This window comes from Lactococcus hircilactis (genome assembly GCF_009601015.1).
In the GTDB taxonomy this organism is placed as follows: Bacteria; Bacillota; Bacilli; order Lactobacillales; family Streptococcaceae; genus Lactococcus; species Lactococcus hircilactis.
This window is the reverse complement of record NZ_WITJ01000002.1, coordinates 124,632-141,633: the sequence shown is the minus strand read 5'-3', so window position 1 is coordinate 141,633 and position 17,002 is coordinate 124,632. Positions and strand designations below refer to the sequence as shown.

At 39.3% G+C, this 17,002-nt stretch carries 15 protein-coding genes; all 15 read left to right on the top strand.

Features of this window, described 5'->3' with window-relative positions:
- Positions 1-274 precede the first annotated feature (274 nt).
- Entirely contained in the window at positions 275-1,942 is a 1,668-nt protein-coding gene (locus GHI93_RS01755) for a peptide ABC transporter substrate-binding protein (protein WP_153495030.1), read from the top strand.
- 79 nt (positions 1,943-2,021) lie between these two features.
- Positions 2,022-2,945, top strand: coding sequence for an ABC transporter permease (locus tag GHI93_RS01750; protein WP_153495029.1), 924 nt, complete (start codon positions 2,022-2,024; stop codon positions 2,943-2,945).
- 13 nt (positions 2,946-2,958) lie between these two features.
- Positions 2,959-3,993 carry an ABC transporter permease gene (locus tag GHI93_RS01745; protein WP_153495027.1) on the top strand — a complete coding sequence of 345 codons (1,035 nt, stop codon included), beginning with the start codon at positions 2,959-2,961 and terminating at the stop codon, positions 3,991-3,993.
- A gap of 2 nt (positions 3,994-3,995) precedes the next feature.
- Positions 3,996-5,060, top strand: a complete 1,065-nt coding sequence (locus GHI93_RS01740) for an ABC transporter ATP-binding protein (RefSeq protein ID WP_153495025.1) — start codon at positions 3,996-3,998, stop codon at positions 5,058-5,060.
- On the top strand, positions 5,060-5,998 hold the full coding sequence (locus tag GHI93_RS01735) for an ABC transporter ATP-binding protein (RefSeq protein ID WP_153495023.1): 939 nt from the start codon (positions 5,060-5,062) through the stop codon (positions 5,996-5,998). The genes GHI93_RS01740 and GHI93_RS01735 overlap by 1 nt, the downstream gene beginning before the upstream one ends.
- 138 nt (positions 5,999-6,136) lie before the next feature.
- A complete protein-coding gene (locus GHI93_RS01730) occupies positions 6,137-6,286 on the top strand; it encodes a hypothetical protein (protein WP_153495021.1) in 150 nt (49 codons plus the stop codon).
- Between the two features lie 206 nt (positions 6,287-6,492).
- Positions 6,493-8,058 (top strand): peptide chain release factor 3, encoded by a 1,566-nt coding sequence (locus GHI93_RS01725; protein ID WP_153495020.1) that lies wholly within the window; start codon positions 6,493-6,495, stop codon positions 8,056-8,058.
- A 218-nt stretch (positions 8,059-8,276) separates the two neighbouring features.
- Positions 8,277-9,920, top strand: coding sequence for a degradosome RNA helicase CshA (cshA, locus tag GHI93_RS01720; protein ID WP_153495019.1), 1,644 nt, complete (start codon positions 8,277-8,279; stop codon positions 9,918-9,920).
- A gap of 106 nt (positions 9,921-10,026) precedes the next feature.
- Positions 10,027-10,731, top strand: coding sequence for a phosphopantothenate--cysteine ligase (locus tag GHI93_RS01715; RefSeq protein WP_153495017.1), 705 nt, complete (start codon positions 10,027-10,029; stop codon positions 10,729-10,731).
- Positions 10,724-11,275: a phosphopantothenoylcysteine decarboxylase gene (coaC, locus tag GHI93_RS01710; RefSeq protein ID WP_153495015.1), complete on the top strand. Its 552-nt coding sequence runs from the start codon at positions 10,724-10,726 to the stop codon at positions 11,273-11,275. The genes GHI93_RS01715 and coaC overlap by 8 nt, the downstream gene beginning before the upstream one ends.
- A gap of 3 nt (positions 11,276-11,278) precedes the next feature.
- Positions 11,279-11,866, top strand: coding sequence for an ECF transporter S component (locus GHI93_RS01705; protein ID WP_153495013.1), 588 nt, complete (start codon positions 11,279-11,281; stop codon positions 11,864-11,866).
- 105 nt (positions 11,867-11,971) lie between these two features.
- Positions 11,972-12,883 (top strand): GTPase Era, encoded by a 912-nt coding sequence (era, locus tag GHI93_RS01700; RefSeq protein ID WP_153495011.1) that lies wholly within the window; start codon positions 11,972-11,974, stop codon positions 12,881-12,883.
- Positions 12,884-13,122: 239 nt separating this feature from the next.
- Complete coding sequence (gene asnB, locus GHI93_RS01695; protein ID WP_153495009.1) at positions 13,123-14,715, top strand: asparagine synthase B; 1,593 nt, start codon at positions 13,123-13,125, stop codon at positions 14,713-14,715.
- 108 nt (positions 14,716-14,823) lie between these two features.
- Positions 14,824-15,684 (top strand): DNA-formamidopyrimidine glycosylase, encoded by an 861-nt coding sequence (gene mutM, locus GHI93_RS01690; protein WP_153495007.1) that lies wholly within the window; start codon positions 14,824-14,826, stop codon positions 15,682-15,684.
- Positions 15,685-15,815: 131 nt separating this feature from the next.
- Entirely contained in the window at positions 15,816-17,000 is a 1,185-nt protein-coding gene (gene recA / locus GHI93_RS01685; RefSeq protein ID WP_153495005.1) for a recombinase RecA, read from the top strand.
- The last annotated feature ends 2 nt before the right edge of the window (positions 17,001-17,002 follow it).

Here is a 17,002-nt window from a genome sequence, read left to right as displayed (position 1 = left end):
TTAATATAAATAATAAATTCATTATTCTTGACAAAACCATGCAAATCTGATAAAATTTCAAGCATAGTAAATTTTCAGAAAATATAAAAAATATATGAAGATTAGTACAAATACTCACTTGATTGAAATAAAATAATAATTTTTCTGTAAAAGAGAGAGAGAAAATCTTTCGCTTTACATTTCAGGTTATTTTAAGTATAATACCAATATAATTAATTTTCTGACAATTACAATGACATAATTTTACAGAAAAAATATGAAAGAGGGAAATTTCATGAAAACTTGGAAAAAAGTAGGTCTAGGAACGATGACTTTGGCTTCTGTTGCTATCCTTGCAGCTTGTGGCGGAGCGTCATCTAAATCCGACGCTGGACGTGCTCCTCAGTTGGCCATTCCAACAGATATCTCAACACTTGACTCAACGATGGCGACAGATACCTATTCAAACATCTTTATCGGGAATACCGAAGAAGGTGCTACACGTGTCGCATCAGATGGTAAAGCAGAGCCTGCTTTGGCTAAAAGTGTAGAGGAATCAAGCGACGGATTGACTTACACAATTACACTTCGCTCAGGCCTTAAATGGTCAAACGGAGATCCTTTGACAGCAAAAGATTTTGTGTATTCATGGCAGCGTGCGGTAGATCCTAAACAAGCGTCACAATATGCTTATTTGTTAGCAAATATCAAAGGTGCCAATGATATCATGAATGGCAAAGCAGATAAGAGCACATTAGGTATTGAAAAGGTTTCTGATACCGTATTTAAAGTAACATTAACACAACCAACGCCTTACTTTAAATTCTTACTTGCTCAATCCGTGTATTTCCCATTGAATCAAAGCTTTGTTGAAAAATATGGTAAAGATTATGGAACATCATCTTCTAAAACACTCTACTCTGGACCATTTGTTTTCAAAGATAAAGGGTGGACAGGAACAAATGAATCCTTCAAACTTGTCAAAAATGATCACTATTACGACAAAAAGAATGTGAAATCAAGCGAAATTGATTATCAAGTAATCAAGAAACCTGAAACTGCGGTTCAATTATTTAAACAAGGAAAACTTGACCAAGCCGCTCTTGGAACACCAGATTTGTACAATGCCAATAAGGGCTACACAAAGAATGCAAAACTTGTCAATCTCAAAGAAGCAACGACAGATTATATTCAATATAACCAAACAGGATCAGGAACATCTAATCCAGCTGCTGCTAAAGCATTGAAGAATAAAAATATCCGGACTGCGCTTAATCTTGCAATAGACCGCGCAACAATCGTTGCTCAAACAACTGCAGGCTCTAAACCAGCAACAGGATTGACTCCAGCAGGAATGGCACAAACTTCAGACGGTAAAGATTTTGCCACTTACGCCGCTCAACCTTACACTTATGATGTGAAAAAAGCAAAAGAATATTGGACTAAAGGGTTGAGTGAGATTGGTGAAACAAAACTTAATCTTTCTTACGAAACAGATGCGGATTCTACAACAGCAAAACAAATGGCAGATTTCCTTCAAACATCTCTTCAAAAAGCACTTCCAGGTTTGACCATCACAGAAAAAATCGTTCCATTCCAACAACGAATCAAAGATTCACACAATCATCAATTTGATATTGTGAACTCACTTTGGGGTGGAGATTACGCTGAACCATCAACCTTCTTGCAACTCTTCACTGCAGACTCTGGTAACAATGATGGTGGAGTTTCAAACGCAACCTATGAAGCAGCAATGAAAAAAGCAACGACACTTCCAGACGTAACGAATGATGAAGCGCGCGATGCAGATTACAAAGCAGCTGAAAAAGCACTTTACGATGAATCAAGCATCAACCCTGTCTTCTTCCGCACTACACCAGCACTTCGCAATCCAAATATGGTCGGTTTAGCATTCCATGGAACAGGTCTCTCATATGATCTTAAGGATGTCTATATCAAGTAATGCGTTGAATTAGAGTAAATGAAAAAGTAAGGGCCGTTTGGCACCTACTTTTTCGTGTTTATATAAGAAAGAATAAATTATGCTAGCTAAATACATTTTTAAGCGCATCTTGTTGATGGTGCTTACCTTATTCCTTGTCATTACTGCAACATTCTTTTTGATGCAGGTAATGCCTGGAACGCCATTCCATAATCCAAAGTTATCCCCCCAACAACTTCAAACCTTGATGGCTGCTTATGGTTTAGATAAACCTTTGTGGTATCAATATCTGATTTATCTGGGTCATGCGTTCACAGGTAATTTTGGTACATCATTTACTTACACCAATCAACCCGTAAGTATGATGATTGCACAACGGCTCCCTGTTTCAGCACAGTTGGGGATTCAAGCGATGATCATTGCAGTATTTTTCGGAACCATCTTCGGCGTCCTTTCTGCCCGTTATAGAAACACTTGGATTGATGGTGTTTTGAGTGTAATCTCAACGTTTGCTTTTTCAGTGCCATCGTTTGTTGTGGGAACACTACTTCTATTGGTTTTAGGTTATACACTACAAGTGTTGCCTGTCACAGGATGGAATGGGATGTTTGCTGGCACATCAGTCATGCCATCAATCGCTCTTTCACTAGCATCAATGGCACAAGTCACAGCATTTGTTCGTTCTGAAATGATTGAATCTTTGAGTTCAGACTATATTCTTTTGGCCCGTGCAAAAGGACTTTCAGATCGTGAGGTGCTTTGGAGACACGCCCTTCGTAATTCACTTATTCCGATGTTGACTCTGATTGGTCCAATGACTGCAGGGCTTTTGACAGGTTCTGTCTTGATTGAAACAATCTTTAGTATTCCTGGAATTGGACAACAATTTGTAAATTCAATTCCTTCAAAAGATTTCCCTGTCATCATGGGAACTACAATCGTGTATGCTTTAATGCTGATGATCATGATCTTGATTACAGATATCATTACTGCGTTTGTTGATCCACGTGTAAGATTAGACTAGAGGGAGCGAAACTATGGAAAATGTAAATAATAAATTCATTCTCGTTGGAACGAAAGATTCTCATGAGATGGAATTGATTTCAAAACCAGCTCTTACTTTCTGGCAAGATGCTTGGCGTCGATTTAAAAAGAATAAAATTGCTGTTGTAGCAATGGTTGTAGTTTTTGCCACTTTGATTTTTTCTTTGATTTCAATTGTAGCTGTACCACAAAGTGCTGCCAATAATTTTAATCCAAATAAAGTACAAGTTTATAAAAACTTACCTCCAAAATTGGGGAATTTAAACATTCCTGGATGGAACGGAGAATTCACAACGCCAGGAAATAGCGTGGCATCAAATGTTTATGAGGATCAAAAAGTTCCAGCTGGAAAATCTTATGTGCTTGGAACAGATAATCTTGGGCGTTCACTTGCGAAACGTACTATTGTTGGGCTTCGGATTTCTCTTTTGATTGCGTTTGCTGCAATTCTATTTGATATTTTTATTGGAATTACTTATGGATTGATTTCAGGATGGGTTGGTGGAAAAGTCGATAATGTCATGCAACGGATTATCGAAATCATCTCATCAATTCCTTATCTTGTTATTGTAACGATGCTTGGAATGCTATTTGGTCAAGGCGTGACGTCAATTATTTTGGCGATCGGAATGTTCATTTGGACGGGAATTGCGCGTCAAGTTCGTAATTTGACTTTGAGTTGGAAAGAACGCGAGTTCATTTTGGCTTCTCGGACTTTGGGAGAATCTACTTTCCGGATCATGATTCGTCATTTGCTTCCAAATATGCTGGGCGTCATTATTGTTCAGATCATGTTTGATATTCCTTCTGTTATTTTTGCTGAAGCAACGTTGTCAGCGATTAATCTTGGGGTGAAACCTCCTACGTCTTCACTTGGTTCTTTGATTTCTGATGGGATTGGGAGTTTACAATTTTATCCCTTCCAATTAGCAGTACCTGCTGCAGTATTGTGTCTCTTGTCACTTTCATTCTTCTTGTTTGGTTATGGCTTGCGTGACGCATTTGACCCTAAATCTAGCGAGGATTAATCATGTCTGAAAAAATATTAGAAGTAAAAAATTTACACGTCAATTTTAAAACTTACGCAGGTAAAGTAAAAGCCATTCGTAATGTCAATTTTGATCTTGAGAAGGGTCAAACGTTAGCGATTGTTGGAGAATCGGGTTCTGGTAAATCTGTGACAACTAAAACGTTGATGGGATTAAATGCACAGAATGCAGAAATTCCTGAAGGAGAGCTGCTCTATAAGGGAAAAGATCTTTTGAAATTGTCTGAAGTAGAGTGGCAAAAACTACGTGGCAATGAAATTTCAATGATTTTCCAAGATCCAATGACCTCTCTTGATCCAACCATGAAAATCGGGAAACAAATTGCAGAACCTTTGATTAAACATAAAGGAATGAGTAAAAAAGAGGCACTGGCACGTGCTTTGGATTTGATGAAACAAGTCGGAATTCCTGCAGCACAAGAACATATCAATGATTATCCTCATCAATGGTCAGGTGGAATGCGCCAAAGAGCGGTCATTGCGATTGCGCTTGCTGGAGATCCTGAGATTTTGATTGCAGATGAGCCGACGACAGCGCTTGATGTTACGATTCAAGCACAAATCATGCACATGATGGCGGAACTTCAAGAACGGATTTCATCATCAATTATTTTTATCACGCATGATTTGGGTGTTGTTGCTGGTTTTGCCCATAAAGTAGCGGTCATGTATGCTGGGGAAATTGTAGAATATGGGACGGTTGAGGAGATCTTTTATAATCCACAACATCCATATACTTGGGGCTTGTTGGATTCAATGCCAACGGTTGACTCTACAGTGGATCGTTTGGTTTCTATTCCAGGAACACCTCCTGATTTATTGAATCCGCCTAAAGGAGATGCTTTTGCAGCTCGGAATAAGTATGCGCTTGATATTGATTTTGAAGAAGAACCTCCTTTCTTTGAAGTTTCTCCTACACATTTTGCAAAAACGTGGTTGTTAGATCCTCGTGCGCCAAAAGTCGAACCTTCTGAAAAAATTAAAGCACGTTGGGCACGCTGGGCTGAAATGTCTGGTGTTACAAACGCGAAAGGAGATGCAAAATAATGGTTGAAAATGGGAAAAAACTGGTTGAATTGAAAAACCTGAATTTGGTTTTCAACAAAGGCAAGCGCAATGCCAATAAGGCCATCAATAATGTTTCTTTTGATATTTATGAGGGGGAAACTTTTGGACTTGTTGGAGAATCTGGTTCTGGTAAAACGACGATTGGTCGTGCCATTTTAAAATTATATGATAAAGATATTGAATCTGGGGAAATTTTATTCAATGGATCAGATGTTCGGAAGTTAAAAGGTGAGAATCTGAAACATTTCCGCTCAGAAGCACAAATGATATTTCAAGATCCTCAAGCTTCACTTAATGGTCGGATGCGGGTTAAAGATGTTGTTGCTGAAGGAATTGATGTTAATCATTTGGCAAAAGATGCGCAAGATCGGACTGCTCAAGTCGAGAATCTCCTTCAATTGGTTGGATTGAATCATGATCATTTGACGCGCTATCCTCATGAATTCTCAGGTGGACAACGTCAAAGAATTGGTATCGCTCGTGCTTTAGCTGTGAAACCTAAATTTATTGTTGCTGATGAACCTATCTCAGCACTCGATGTTTCGATTCAAGCACAAGTGGTCAATTTATTAAAGGATATTCAGGCGCAAAATGGGTTGACTTATTTGTTTATTGCACATGATTTGTCTATGGTTAAGTATATTTCTGATCGCATTGGTGTGATGCATTGGGGAAAAATTTTGGAAATTGGAACATCGGATGATGTGTACAATCATCCGATTCACCCTTATACGAAATCTTTGCTAAGCTCAATTCCTTCTCCAGATCCGATTTCAGAGCGCGAACGTACGCCTATCGTGTATGATCCAACGGATGAAACGGATGGTCAAGAACGTGAGATGCGTGAAATTACTCCTGGTCATTTTGTTTTCTCAACAGAAGCAGAAGCGAATGTTTATCGTCAGCACTTAAAGTAAGAAATAATAGAAGTTAAAAAGTTGTCAGTACTGACAGCTTTTTTTGGGGAGAAAAAAGATAAAATGCGACATTTTAGGTTTCAGTTAAGTTTTCTGACTTATAATTTAAAAATCCGTTTGTAAGAAAGGAAACCTTCGATGATTAAAAATATATTATTAAAAGAGGCGATTCAAGCGTTGCATGAAGCTGAAGATGGAGAAGCACGTGGACGCGTTTTACGTGACTTTGCACAAGAATTGCATCAATCGGATTATGAACAATTAGTTTCTATTGCACTTTACGATTAAAATACGATAGGACAGGGATTTAAGCATAAATGGGCTGAATTTTGGTCCATTTTTTGGTATAATAGAATGCGCACAAATAAAAAGTGTCAAAAAACTGATGATGAGCGTTAAACCCATGTGATAAAAGTAGAATGAAAAGTGATTTGGGCTCGGGATTCTGAGCTTGTTTTTAGAAAATTGATTAATTTTAATGAGAAGAGATGAGAATGAATAGAGAAGAAGAAATAAAAAAACGGCGGACCTTTGCAATCATTAGTCACCCAGATGCTGGTAAAACGACGATTACAGAACAATTATTAAAATTTGGTGGAGCGATTCGCGAAGCGGGGACGGTTAAAGCGCGTAAAACGGGGAATTTTGCGAAATCAGATTGGATGGATATTGAAAAAGAACGTGGAATTTCTGTGACATCGTCTGTGATGCAGTTTGATTATGCTGGAAAACGGGTCAATATTTTAGATACACCAGGACATGAGGATTTTTCTGAGGATACGTATCGAACTTTGATGGCGGTTGATGCTGCGGTGATGGTTATTGACAGTGCAAAAGGGATTGAAGCACAGACGAAAAAACTCTTTCAAGTTGTGAAGCATCGCGGGATTCCTGTTTTTACATTCATCAATAAATTGGATCGAGATGGCCGTGAGCCACTTGATTTACTCTCAGAACTTGAGGAAGTGTTGGGAATTGAGAGTGTTCCGATGAATTGGCCGATTGGGATGGGAAAAAATTTCCAAGGTTTGTATGATTTTACAAATGATCGTGTTGAAGTGTATCAACCCGCTGATGGCGAGCGATTTGTAGCATTGTCAGTACTGACAAAAGGAGAGCACCCACTTGCAAGTAACCCATTTTATGAACAGGCTGTCGAAGATGCGGAGTTATTGGCGGATGCGGGAAATCCATTTGATGAAGCGCGCGTGATTGCAGGAAAATTGACCCCCGTCTTTTTTGGGTCAGCGCTGACAAGTTTTGGCGTCCAAACATTTTTGGAATCATTTCTTGATTATGCTCCAGAACCACATTCGCATCAGACGGTGGACGGCGAAGCAATTGAGCCGCTTGAAACAGATTTTTCTGGATTTGTTTTTAAAATTCAGGCAAATATGGATCCACGACACCGCGATCGCATTGCTTTTGTGCGCATTGTGTCGGGTGAATTTGAGCGCGGCATGGGGGTTCAACTTGTGCGGACTGGAAAACAGGTCAAACTTGCTAATGTGACACAATTTATGGCAGATACGCGTGAAAATGTTCAAAATGCAGTGGCTGGAGATATTATCGGTGTTTATGATACAGGAACTTACCAGGTGGGAGATACAATGACCACAGGAAAGTTGAAAAAAGCGTTTGAACCCTTGCCTACATTTACGCCAGAGTTGTTCATGCGCGTGCAGGCAAAAAATGTCATGAAGCAAAAATCATTCCACAAAGGCATTGAGCAGCTGGTTCAAGAAGGTGCCATCCAGCTCTATACTAACTATACAACAGGCGATATCATGCTTGGTGCGGTAGGGCAGTTGCAATTTGAGGTGTTCAAAGACCGCATGGAGCGAGAATATCATTCAGATATTGTGATGACGCCAATGGGAAAAAAATCCGTCCGTTGGATTAATCCAGAACAGCTCGATGAAAAAATGTCCAGTTCACGAAATATTTTAGCTCGCGATCGTTTTGATCATCCCTTATTCTTGTTTGAAAATGATTTTGCCTTACGGTGGTTCAAAGATAAGTATCCAGAGGTCGTTTTAAAAGAAGAATTTTCAGTTTAAAAGATGAAAACAAGTTCTGTCAGTACTGACAGAACTTTTAATGTGCTTTAAAATAAAAAATGAAAAATTTTCAAGGAAATAAACACTATAAGTTAAAAAATTGTGGTATAATAGAAAAGTTACGTCAGGCGCTAAAAAATCTCGCCTGTAAGGAAGTTTCGTACTTCTGTAATAAATGAATTGTCGGAAGACAAAATAGAAAACTTATAGGTAAAAATTTGAAATTTAGCGACCTCGGCCTCTCAGAAGGCATCGTCAAAACACTCACTGATATTGGTTATGAAGAACCAACTCCCATCCAAGAACAAACGATTAAATTGACTTTGGCGGGAAAAGATGTGATTGGACAAGCGCAGACAGGGACTGGTAAAACAGCTGCTTTTGGTCTGCCTACGATTGAAAAAATTGATGCGCAAAATCCTAATGTGCAAGCATTGGTAATCGCGCCAACACGTGAACTTGCGGTTCAAGGACAAGAAGAACTTTTTCGTTTTGCAAAATCAAAAGCATTGAAAGTTCGGACAGTTTTTGGTGGTGCAAGCATCGAAAAACAAATCAAAGCACTCAAATCAGGAGCCCACATTGTAGTAGGAACACCTGGAAGATTATGTGATTTGATCAAAAGAAAAGCACTGAAAATTGATCATATCCAAACATTGATTTTGGATGAAGCAGATGAAATGTTAAACATGGGATTTTTGGAAGATATTGAATTTATCTTATCTAATACGCCAACAGATCGTCAAACATTGCTTTTTTCTGCGACAATGCCTGAACCCATCAAAAAAATTGGGGTCAAGTTTATGCATGATCCAACGCACATCAAGATTGCTTCAAAAGAGATGACCGCAGATAATATTGATCAATATTACATCAAAGCAAAAGAATTTGAAAAATTTGATCTTTTGACGCGTCTTTTGGATGTGGAACGTCCTGAACTTGCGATTGTTTTTGGTCGGACAAAACGTCGTGTGGATGAACTCATTCGTGGTCTGAAATTGCGTGGGTATCGTGCTGAAGGAATGCACGGAGATTTGGATCAAAATAAACGTTTGGCTGTTTTGCGTGATTTTAAAGCAGGTCATATTGATGTCTTGGTAGCGACAGACGTTGCTGCGCGTGGACTTGATGTGTCAGGTGTCACACACGTATATAATTATGATATTACACAAGATCAAGAAAGTTATGTTCACCGGATTGGCCGGACAGGACGTGCTGGAAAATCAGGACGTTCAACGACATTTGTTTCATATAATGAAATGGGTTATTTGCGTGCGATTGAAAAATTGACGAAAAAACCGATGAAAGGCATTAAACCACCAACAAAAGAAGAAGCATATAAAGCTTCGCTTGGTGTGGCAATGGATGAAGTCATTCGAGATTTGGATATTGCAAAAGATCCAGATAAAGAAGCAAAATTACATAAATTTGATAAGCAAGCTGAGAAATTGCTTGAACAATTTGATGCGAAAGCTTTAGTGGATTTGTTGTTACAAAGTCGCGTGAAAGATCCAGATAATCAAGAAGAAGTCAAAATCTCAGTAGAACGTCCATTGCCATTTAATGGTGAGGATGGCCGCAGTAAAAAACCGCGTGCTGGACATCGCAATCGAGATAAGAAAGATCGGAAATGGCGTGATCGCGAAGGGGATAATCGTGGCGGTTATCGTGGTAATCGTGAGCGCAAAGAAAATGGCGATCGTAAGCCATGGGAACGCGATCGTGATAAAAATCGCACTGGTTACAAAGGAAAACGTGATGAGCGTAAATTTGATCAAAAATCAGATAATAAAAAGCCACGTAAATCAACAGGAACTGAAAAATCTGCTGGTTTTGTGATGCGTAATCGTGGGGATAAATAATTCAGTGTAAAATGAATTGGGAAAATTCTGTCAGTACTGACAGAATTTTTTTGTATTCCATGGGCGAAATCTTGCTAAAATTTCTGATTTAGGTTAAAATAGGGACATGAAGATTTTAATCACTGCAGGGGGAACGACAGAGCCGATTGATACGGTGCGTGGGATTACCAATTTTGCGACAGGAAAGCTTGGAAAAATAACTGCTGAGCATTTTTTAGAGGCTGGCGATGACGTGATTTTTTTTGCGGGTCAAACCGCGCTGATTCCAAAACCTCATAAGAGATTGACGATTTTTCGGATCTCAGACACTCAAATGCTTTATCAAATGATGGAAACGTGGGTTCCCAAAGTTGATGCAGTCATTCACAGTATGGCGGTTTCTGATTATCGCCCCGTTTATATGACAGGAATTGATCACTTTCCACAGTCGCTTGATTTAAAAACTTTACTTGAGTATCGTCCTGAAAAGAAAGAAAATAAAATCTCTTCAAAAGCTCCATATCAGGTGATGTTGCTTGAAAAAACGCCAAAGATCATTTCACAAGTGAAAAAATGGCATCCCAAAGTGATTTTAGTTGGGTTCAAATTGTTGTCAGGTGTGAGTCAAGCGCATCTCATTGACATTGCACAGCAAAAAGGACGTGAGAGTCGTGCTGATTTTATTGTGGCCAATGATTTGACTCAGGTCACTAAAGAAAAGCATCGCGCACTGATCCTTGATCACAAACAAAACATCGTCGCGCAATTGGAGACAAAAGACGCGATTGCAAAAGAAATTGTAAGAAAGACGCACGAGAAAAGCCATGAGTAACATTACACTCGCAGTGACAGGAAGTATTGCTGCTTATAAAGCAGCGGATTTGCTGTCAGTACTGACAAAACAAAACCATCAAGTTACTGTTGTGATGACAAAAGCCGCCACGCAGTTTATCACTCCTTTGACCTTACAAGTGTTGTCAAAACACAAGGTTCACGTGGATATTATGGATGAAGCGCGTCCTGAGGTCGTCAATCATATTGATTTAGCGAAAAAGACGGAGATTTTCGTTGTCGCTCCTGCTACGGCAAACACAATTGCTCATTTGGCACACGGTGAAGCAGGAGATCTTGTTTGCGCGATTGCACTTGCGCTACCGCCTCACGTCGCAAAATTTGTTGCCCCTGCAATGAACACACAGATGTACGCACATCCACTCACAACACTCAATCTTAAAACGCTAGAAAATATTGGTTTTGAGATTATTGCTCCCAAAAAAGCGCTGCTGGCGTGTGGTGATTATGGTGAGGGCGCGTTGCGTGATCCGCAAGACATTGCCCAAATTATCCATCAAAAATCAAAAGAGATGAGTATTTAAAAAATGAAAAAATCAAAAGCTTCCGATATTGCAATTTTAGGGATTTTTATCGCAGTTATGATTGTGGTTCAAATCCTAAGTCAAATCATTTATAGTGTTTGGCCGTTGCCGATTGTTCCGACGTTATTACATATTCCGGTCATCATCGGTTCTATCACTTTAGGGGCACGAAAAGGGGCGTTTTTAGGCTTTGTAATGGGTGCGATTAGTATGATAAATGCTACGATCGTGACGCTTCCATCCAGTTTTATGTTCAGCCCACTTCAGCCAAATCCAGTCACACATCACGGATCGTTGGCCGCGCTGATTGTCGCGTTTTTACCACGGATTTTGATTGGAATTTTCCCATATTTTGTCTATAAAGCACTAAGTAATCGTTTTGGAGCTGGACTTGCCGCGTTTGTGGGGACGGCGACGAACACGGTACTTGTTTTGAGTCTCATTTTCATTTTCTTTAGGAGTGTCACAAAAATGACATTTGGTGCCTTGTTAAGTGCCATCATCACAGGGAATTCTATTGCTGAGGTAGTGATCGCTGTGATTTTGACTACAGCGATTGTTCCAGTCCTCCAAAAATCACGACGGTTTTAAATGTTGTCAGTACTGACAACATTTTTTTAATCGCAATGAAAAAGAAGTGCCGTATATAATAGAAAAGAAGCGTTTAAATTTGTGATTTTGTGGTATAATGAACCTATGACAAAAGCAAATTTTAAATCCGGTTTTGTGGCGATTTTGGGTCGTCCAAATGTTGGGAAATCAACGTTTATGAATCATGTTATGGGGCAAAAAATTGCCATCATGTCTGATAAACCTCAAACAACACGAAATAAAATCCAAGGCATTTACACGACTGAAAACGAGCAGATTATTTTCATTGACACCCCAGGCATTCACAAACCCCATAATGCGTTGGGTGATTTTATGGTACAATCGGCTTATTCAACTTTGCGCGAAGCAGACGCAGTGCTGTTTATGGTGGCGTGTGATGAACCACGCTCAACGGGTGAAAACATGATCATTGAGCGCTTAAAAACAGCAGAAGTTCCAGTGATTTTAGTTGTCAATAAAATTGATAAAATTCATCCTGACCGACTTTTTGAAATCATCACAGATTATACGAGTCAAATGGAATTTTCAGAAGTGGTGCCGATTTCTGCACTCGCTGGAAATAACACGTCAACGCTACTTGAGACCTTATCTGAAAAGCTATCTCCTGGGCCGCAGTACTTTCCAGAAGATCAAATTACAGATCATCCAGAGCGCTTTTTAGTGTCTGAAATGATTCGTGAGAAAATTTTACTTTTGACCCGAGAAGAAGTGCCTCATTCAATTACTGTCATTACTGACAAAATGGAACGTGAGAAAGAAACAGGAAAAATCCATATCATGGCGACGATTATCGTAGAGCGTAAGAGCCAAAAAGGGATTATTCTTGGAAAAGGTGGCGACATGATTCGAAAGATCGGAAAATTAGCGCGACGTGACATTGAGCTGATGCTTGGGGATAAAGTGTATCTTGAAACATGGGTCAAAGTGAAAGCCGATTGGCGCAACCGAAAGATGGATCTCGCTGATTTTGGATATAAAAAGGAAGATTACATGTAAAAAAAATCGACACGCGTGTCGATTTTTTTAATTTGAAGATAGGACTGAGCACAGGTGAAAACCAAAGCAACGTTATTCGCTTGATTTTTATTTTGATTTTATCACGAAATGGCGGCTGTCAGTACTGACAAAAAAACTTTTTCCAAAATTGACAGAATTTTTTTGTTAAATAGATGTAATTCATAATCTTTTGTGCTATAATATGAAAATTAAAACAATTTTGAAGAAGGTTAAGATTAATGTGTGGATTTTTATTTATGGGATCAGCCGATGGTGCTGACCAAGAAATTATTGAAAGCTTAGATCAGATTCAACATCGTGGACCAGACGATCGCCAGATTGTTCGTGATGCACTCGGAAATGATTTTTGTTTCCAACGCTTATCAATCATGGATTTATCTGTTTTAGGCCGTCAGCCGTTTGAGCTTTCTGGCCGTCGTTTGATGTGTAATGGCGAAGTTTATAATTTTGCACAACTCCGAAAATTCCTTGAAACGCAAGGCTATCATTTTACTGGAAATTCAGATTGTGAAGTTTTGCTTCCACTTTTTGAAACTCAAGGCATAGAAAATATGGTCAAAATGCTTGATGCAGAGTTCGCATTGATTTTAGTTGATGAAACAACTGGTGACGTGTATGCGGCTAGAGACCCGTTTGGCATTCGTCCACTTTTTTATGGCTTTGCCAAAAAGACAGGAAAAATCTGTTTTGCATCTGAAGCAAAAGCATTGATCAAAACGTGTGATCAAGTGACACCATTCCCACCAGGAAATTACTATGCACATGGCGAATTCCACGTTTATCATGACATTTCAAAAGTAGATCTGATGATTGAAGAACCACTCGCAGAAATTTCAGGACACATCCGCAGAAAATTAGAACGTGCTGTAAAAAAACGACTTCACGCTGATGCACCAATGGGATATCTCCTTTCCGGAGGACTTGACAGTTCTTTGGTCTGTGCGATTGCGGCACGTGAATTAGAACAACCCATCAAAACATTTGCCATTGGTATGGAGACTGATCCGATTGATCTCAAGTATGCCAAAGAAGTAGCAGATTTCCTCAAAACAGACCACACAGAAGTCATCATGACCAAAAGCGATGTGCTTGACAATCTGCGCGAGGTGATCTACCACCTTGAAACATGGGATATTACGACGATTCGTGCATCAATCGGAATGTACATGATTTGCAAGTACATTCATGAAAATACATCACTGAAAGTCCTAATGACGGGAGAAGTTTCCGACGAAATGTTCGGCTATAAGTACACAGATTTTGCACCAAATGCCGCAGAATTTCAAGCTGAAGCAGCAAAACGTGTGCGTGAACTTTACATGTATGATGTGCTTCGGGCCGATCGTTGTCTTGCAGCACATTCACTTGAAGCACGTGTTCCATTTGCCGATTTGGATTTTGCAAAATACGTCATGGCAATCAATCCACAAAGAAAACTCAATACTTACCATAAAGGAAAATACCTCCTTCGTCATGCTTTTGAAGGGACAGAACTCTTACCCGATGAGATTTTATTCCGCGAAAAAGCAGCATTTTCAGACGCAGTAGGACATTCCATGGTAGATTATTTAAAAGCGTACGCAGAATCACTTTATACCGACGAAGCATTAGCTCATGCCGCTAAAAAGTATCCAACGCACACGCCATTTACCAAAGAATCACTCCTATATCGCGATATTTTTGAATCATTTTATCCTGGATATGACGGCTGGATTAAAGATTTCTGGATGCCAAATAAAGCTTGGGTCGGAGAAGAAATCAATGATCCATCCGCACGCGTCTTGTCAAATTACGGTGAATCTGGCAAATAATCAAACCAAAAATATGTTAAAATGAATTCTGTCAGTACTGACAGAATTTTTTTACGCAACAGATTTAAAAAACGTGTCTGTCAGCAGCTAAAAAGAAACGAGAATAAAATGCCTGAATTACCAGAAGTTGAAACCATGAGACGCGGACTGTCACAACAAGTGGTTGGACAAAAAATTATAAAAATAGAAACAACCTATCCCAGAATGATTTTGACAGGATTTGACTCCCTCCAAAAAAAGCTGACCAATCATGTGATCACAGGGGTTTTGCGCCGAGGAAAATATCTCATTTTCCAATTTGACACACCGTTATGCTTGATTTCGCATTTACGAATGGAGGGAAAATACCGACTTGATCTGACCACTCAGCACCTTAAACATGACCACATCTCTCTCACTCTAATTTCTCCCACACTCACAAATCCAACAGCAAAAGATCATAAATTTTTGGTTTACTCTGATGTCCGAAAATTTGGAACTTGGGAACTTGTCAGTGCTGACAAAGTAGAAGCCTTTTTTGAAGCAAAAAAAATTGGACCAGAACCAACGTACAAAACCTTTGCTGAATCTCTATTTTACGAAAAATTAAGCACCTCATCCAAAAAAATAAAACCCTATCTCCTTGAACAAACGCTTGTTGCTGGTCTTGGCAATATTTATGCTGACGAAGTACTCTTTAGAGCAAAAATTCACCCAGAAACGCCTGCCCATCTACTGAGTAAAAAAGACGTTCACCTCTTACATGACAGCATCATTGAAATTTTGCAAAAAGCGATAAATTTGGGAGGATCCACGATTCGAACCTATAAAAATTCATTTGGAAAAGAAGGAGAAATGCAAAACGAATTAAAGGTTTATGCAAAACAAAATACCGCATGTCCTAATTGCGGTACAAAGATTAAAAAAATCAAGCTATCAGGACGTGGTGCGCACTTTTGCCCTCACTGTCAATCCGTAAAAACGAAATAAAAAAATCCTTCTTCTGTTACAAAACGTCATTAAATACGAATAAAAAAACAGGAGGAAAAAGTAAAAAAGACTTACAAAAATTATAGAAAAATGCTATAATTAATTATAAATAAATTTAACGGAGAAAAAATTTGGCCACAAAGAAAAAAACAAACTTTGACGACATCACCAAAAAATATGGTGCAGAGCGTGACAAAGCACTCGCAGATGCGCTTGCACTGATTGAAAAAGACTTCGGGAAAGGCTCTCTCATGCGCCTTGGAGAAGCGGCCAATCAAAAAGTTCAAGTGATGAGTTCAGGCTCTTTGGCACTTGACATTGCCCTTGGGGCAGGCGGATATCCTAAAGGACGTATCGTAGAAATCTATGGACCAGAATCCTCAGGTAAGACGACCGTTGCGCTTCATGCTGTCGCAGCTGTCCAAAAAGAAGGTGGCATCGCCGCTTATATTGATGCCGAAAATGCACTGGATCCAGAATACGCAAAAGCCCTTGGCGTCAACATTGATGAGCTGCTTCTTAGCCAACCCGATTACGGCGAACAAGGCCTTCAAATTGCAGAAAAATTAATCCAATCTGGTGCTGTCGATTTAGTCGTTATTGACTCTGTTGCTGCACTCGTACCAAAAGCTGAGATTGATGGAGAAATTGGAGATAGCTCCGTTGGACTTCAAGCAAGAATGATGTCTCAAGCCATGCGTAAACTTGCAGGTCACATCAATAAAACCAAAACAACAGCTATTTTTATTAATCAATTGCGTGAAAAAGTGGGTGTGATGTTTGGCTCGCCAGAGACAACCCCTGGAGGACGTGCACTTAAATTTTATGCGTCAGTCCGACTTGATGTACGTGGTTCAACAAAGATTGAAGAAGGAACTGGCGATAATAAAACAGCACTCGGAAAAGTAACCAAGATTAAAGTGGTTAAAAATAAAGTAGCACCACCATTTAAAGTTGCTCTTGTTGACATCATGTTTGGCGAAGGGATCTCAAAAACAGGAGAATTATTGACGATTGCGGTAGATGAAGGGATTGTCAAAAAATCTGGATCATGGTTTGCCTACAACGATGAAAAAATCGGTCAAGGTGCAGAAAAAGCAAAAGCGTATCTTTCAGAACATCCTGAAGTTTTTGATGAAATCGACAAAAAAATACGTCACGCACATGGCCTCTTGAGTGAAACAAAAGAAACTTCAGATGCACCAAAGAACACTGCTGAACAAAGTAAAAAAATCAGTAAAACAACAAAGAAACAAGATGAAACAGTAGCGATTGAAAATAGCGACACTGAAGAAATTGAACTCGACTTAGAATAAAA

Bases quoted from the DNA above. Each gene is read 5' to 3' on its own strand.
- GHI93_RS01755 (WP_153495030.1), top strand. From the start codon at position 275: ATGAAAACTTGGAAAAAAGTAGGTCTAGGAACGATGACTTTGGCTTCT.
- GHI93_RS01750 (WP_153495029.1), top strand. From the start codon at position 2,022: ATGCTAGCTAAATACATTTTTAAGCGCATCTTGTTGATGGTGCTTACC.
- GHI93_RS01745 (WP_153495027.1), top strand. From the start codon at position 2,959: ATGGAAAATGTAAATAATAAATTCATTCTCGTTGGAACGAAAGATTCT.
- GHI93_RS01740 (WP_153495025.1), top strand. From the start codon at position 3,996: ATGTCTGAAAAAATATTAGAAGTAAAAAATTTACACGTCAATTTTAAA.
- GHI93_RS01735 (WP_153495023.1), top strand. From the start codon at position 5,060: ATGGTTGAAAATGGGAAAAAACTGGTTGAATTGAAAAACCTGAATTTG.
- GHI93_RS01730 (WP_153495021.1), top strand. From the start codon at position 6,137: ATGATTAAAAATATATTATTAAAAGAGGCGATTCAAGCGTTGCATGAA.
- GHI93_RS01725 (WP_153495020.1), top strand. From the start codon at position 6,493: ATGAATAGAGAAGAAGAAATAAAAAAACGGCGGACCTTTGCAATCATT.
- GHI93_RS01715 (WP_153495017.1), top strand. From the start codon at position 10,027: ATGAAGATTTTAATCACTGCAGGGGGAACGACAGAGCCGATTGATACG.
- coaC (WP_153495015.1), top strand. From the start codon at position 10,724: ATGAGTAACATTACACTCGCAGTGACAGGAAGTATTGCTGCTTATAAA.
- GHI93_RS01705 (WP_153495013.1), top strand. From the start codon at position 11,279: ATGAAAAAATCAAAAGCTTCCGATATTGCAATTTTAGGGATTTTTATC.
- era (WP_153495011.1), top strand. From the start codon at position 11,972: ATGACAAAAGCAAATTTTAAATCCGGTTTTGTGGCGATTTTGGGTCGT.
- asnB (WP_153495009.1), top strand. From the start codon at position 13,123: ATGTGTGGATTTTTATTTATGGGATCAGCCGATGGTGCTGACCAAGAA.
- mutM (WP_153495007.1), top strand. From the start codon at position 14,824: ATGCCTGAATTACCAGAAGTTGAAACCATGAGACGCGGACTGTCACAA.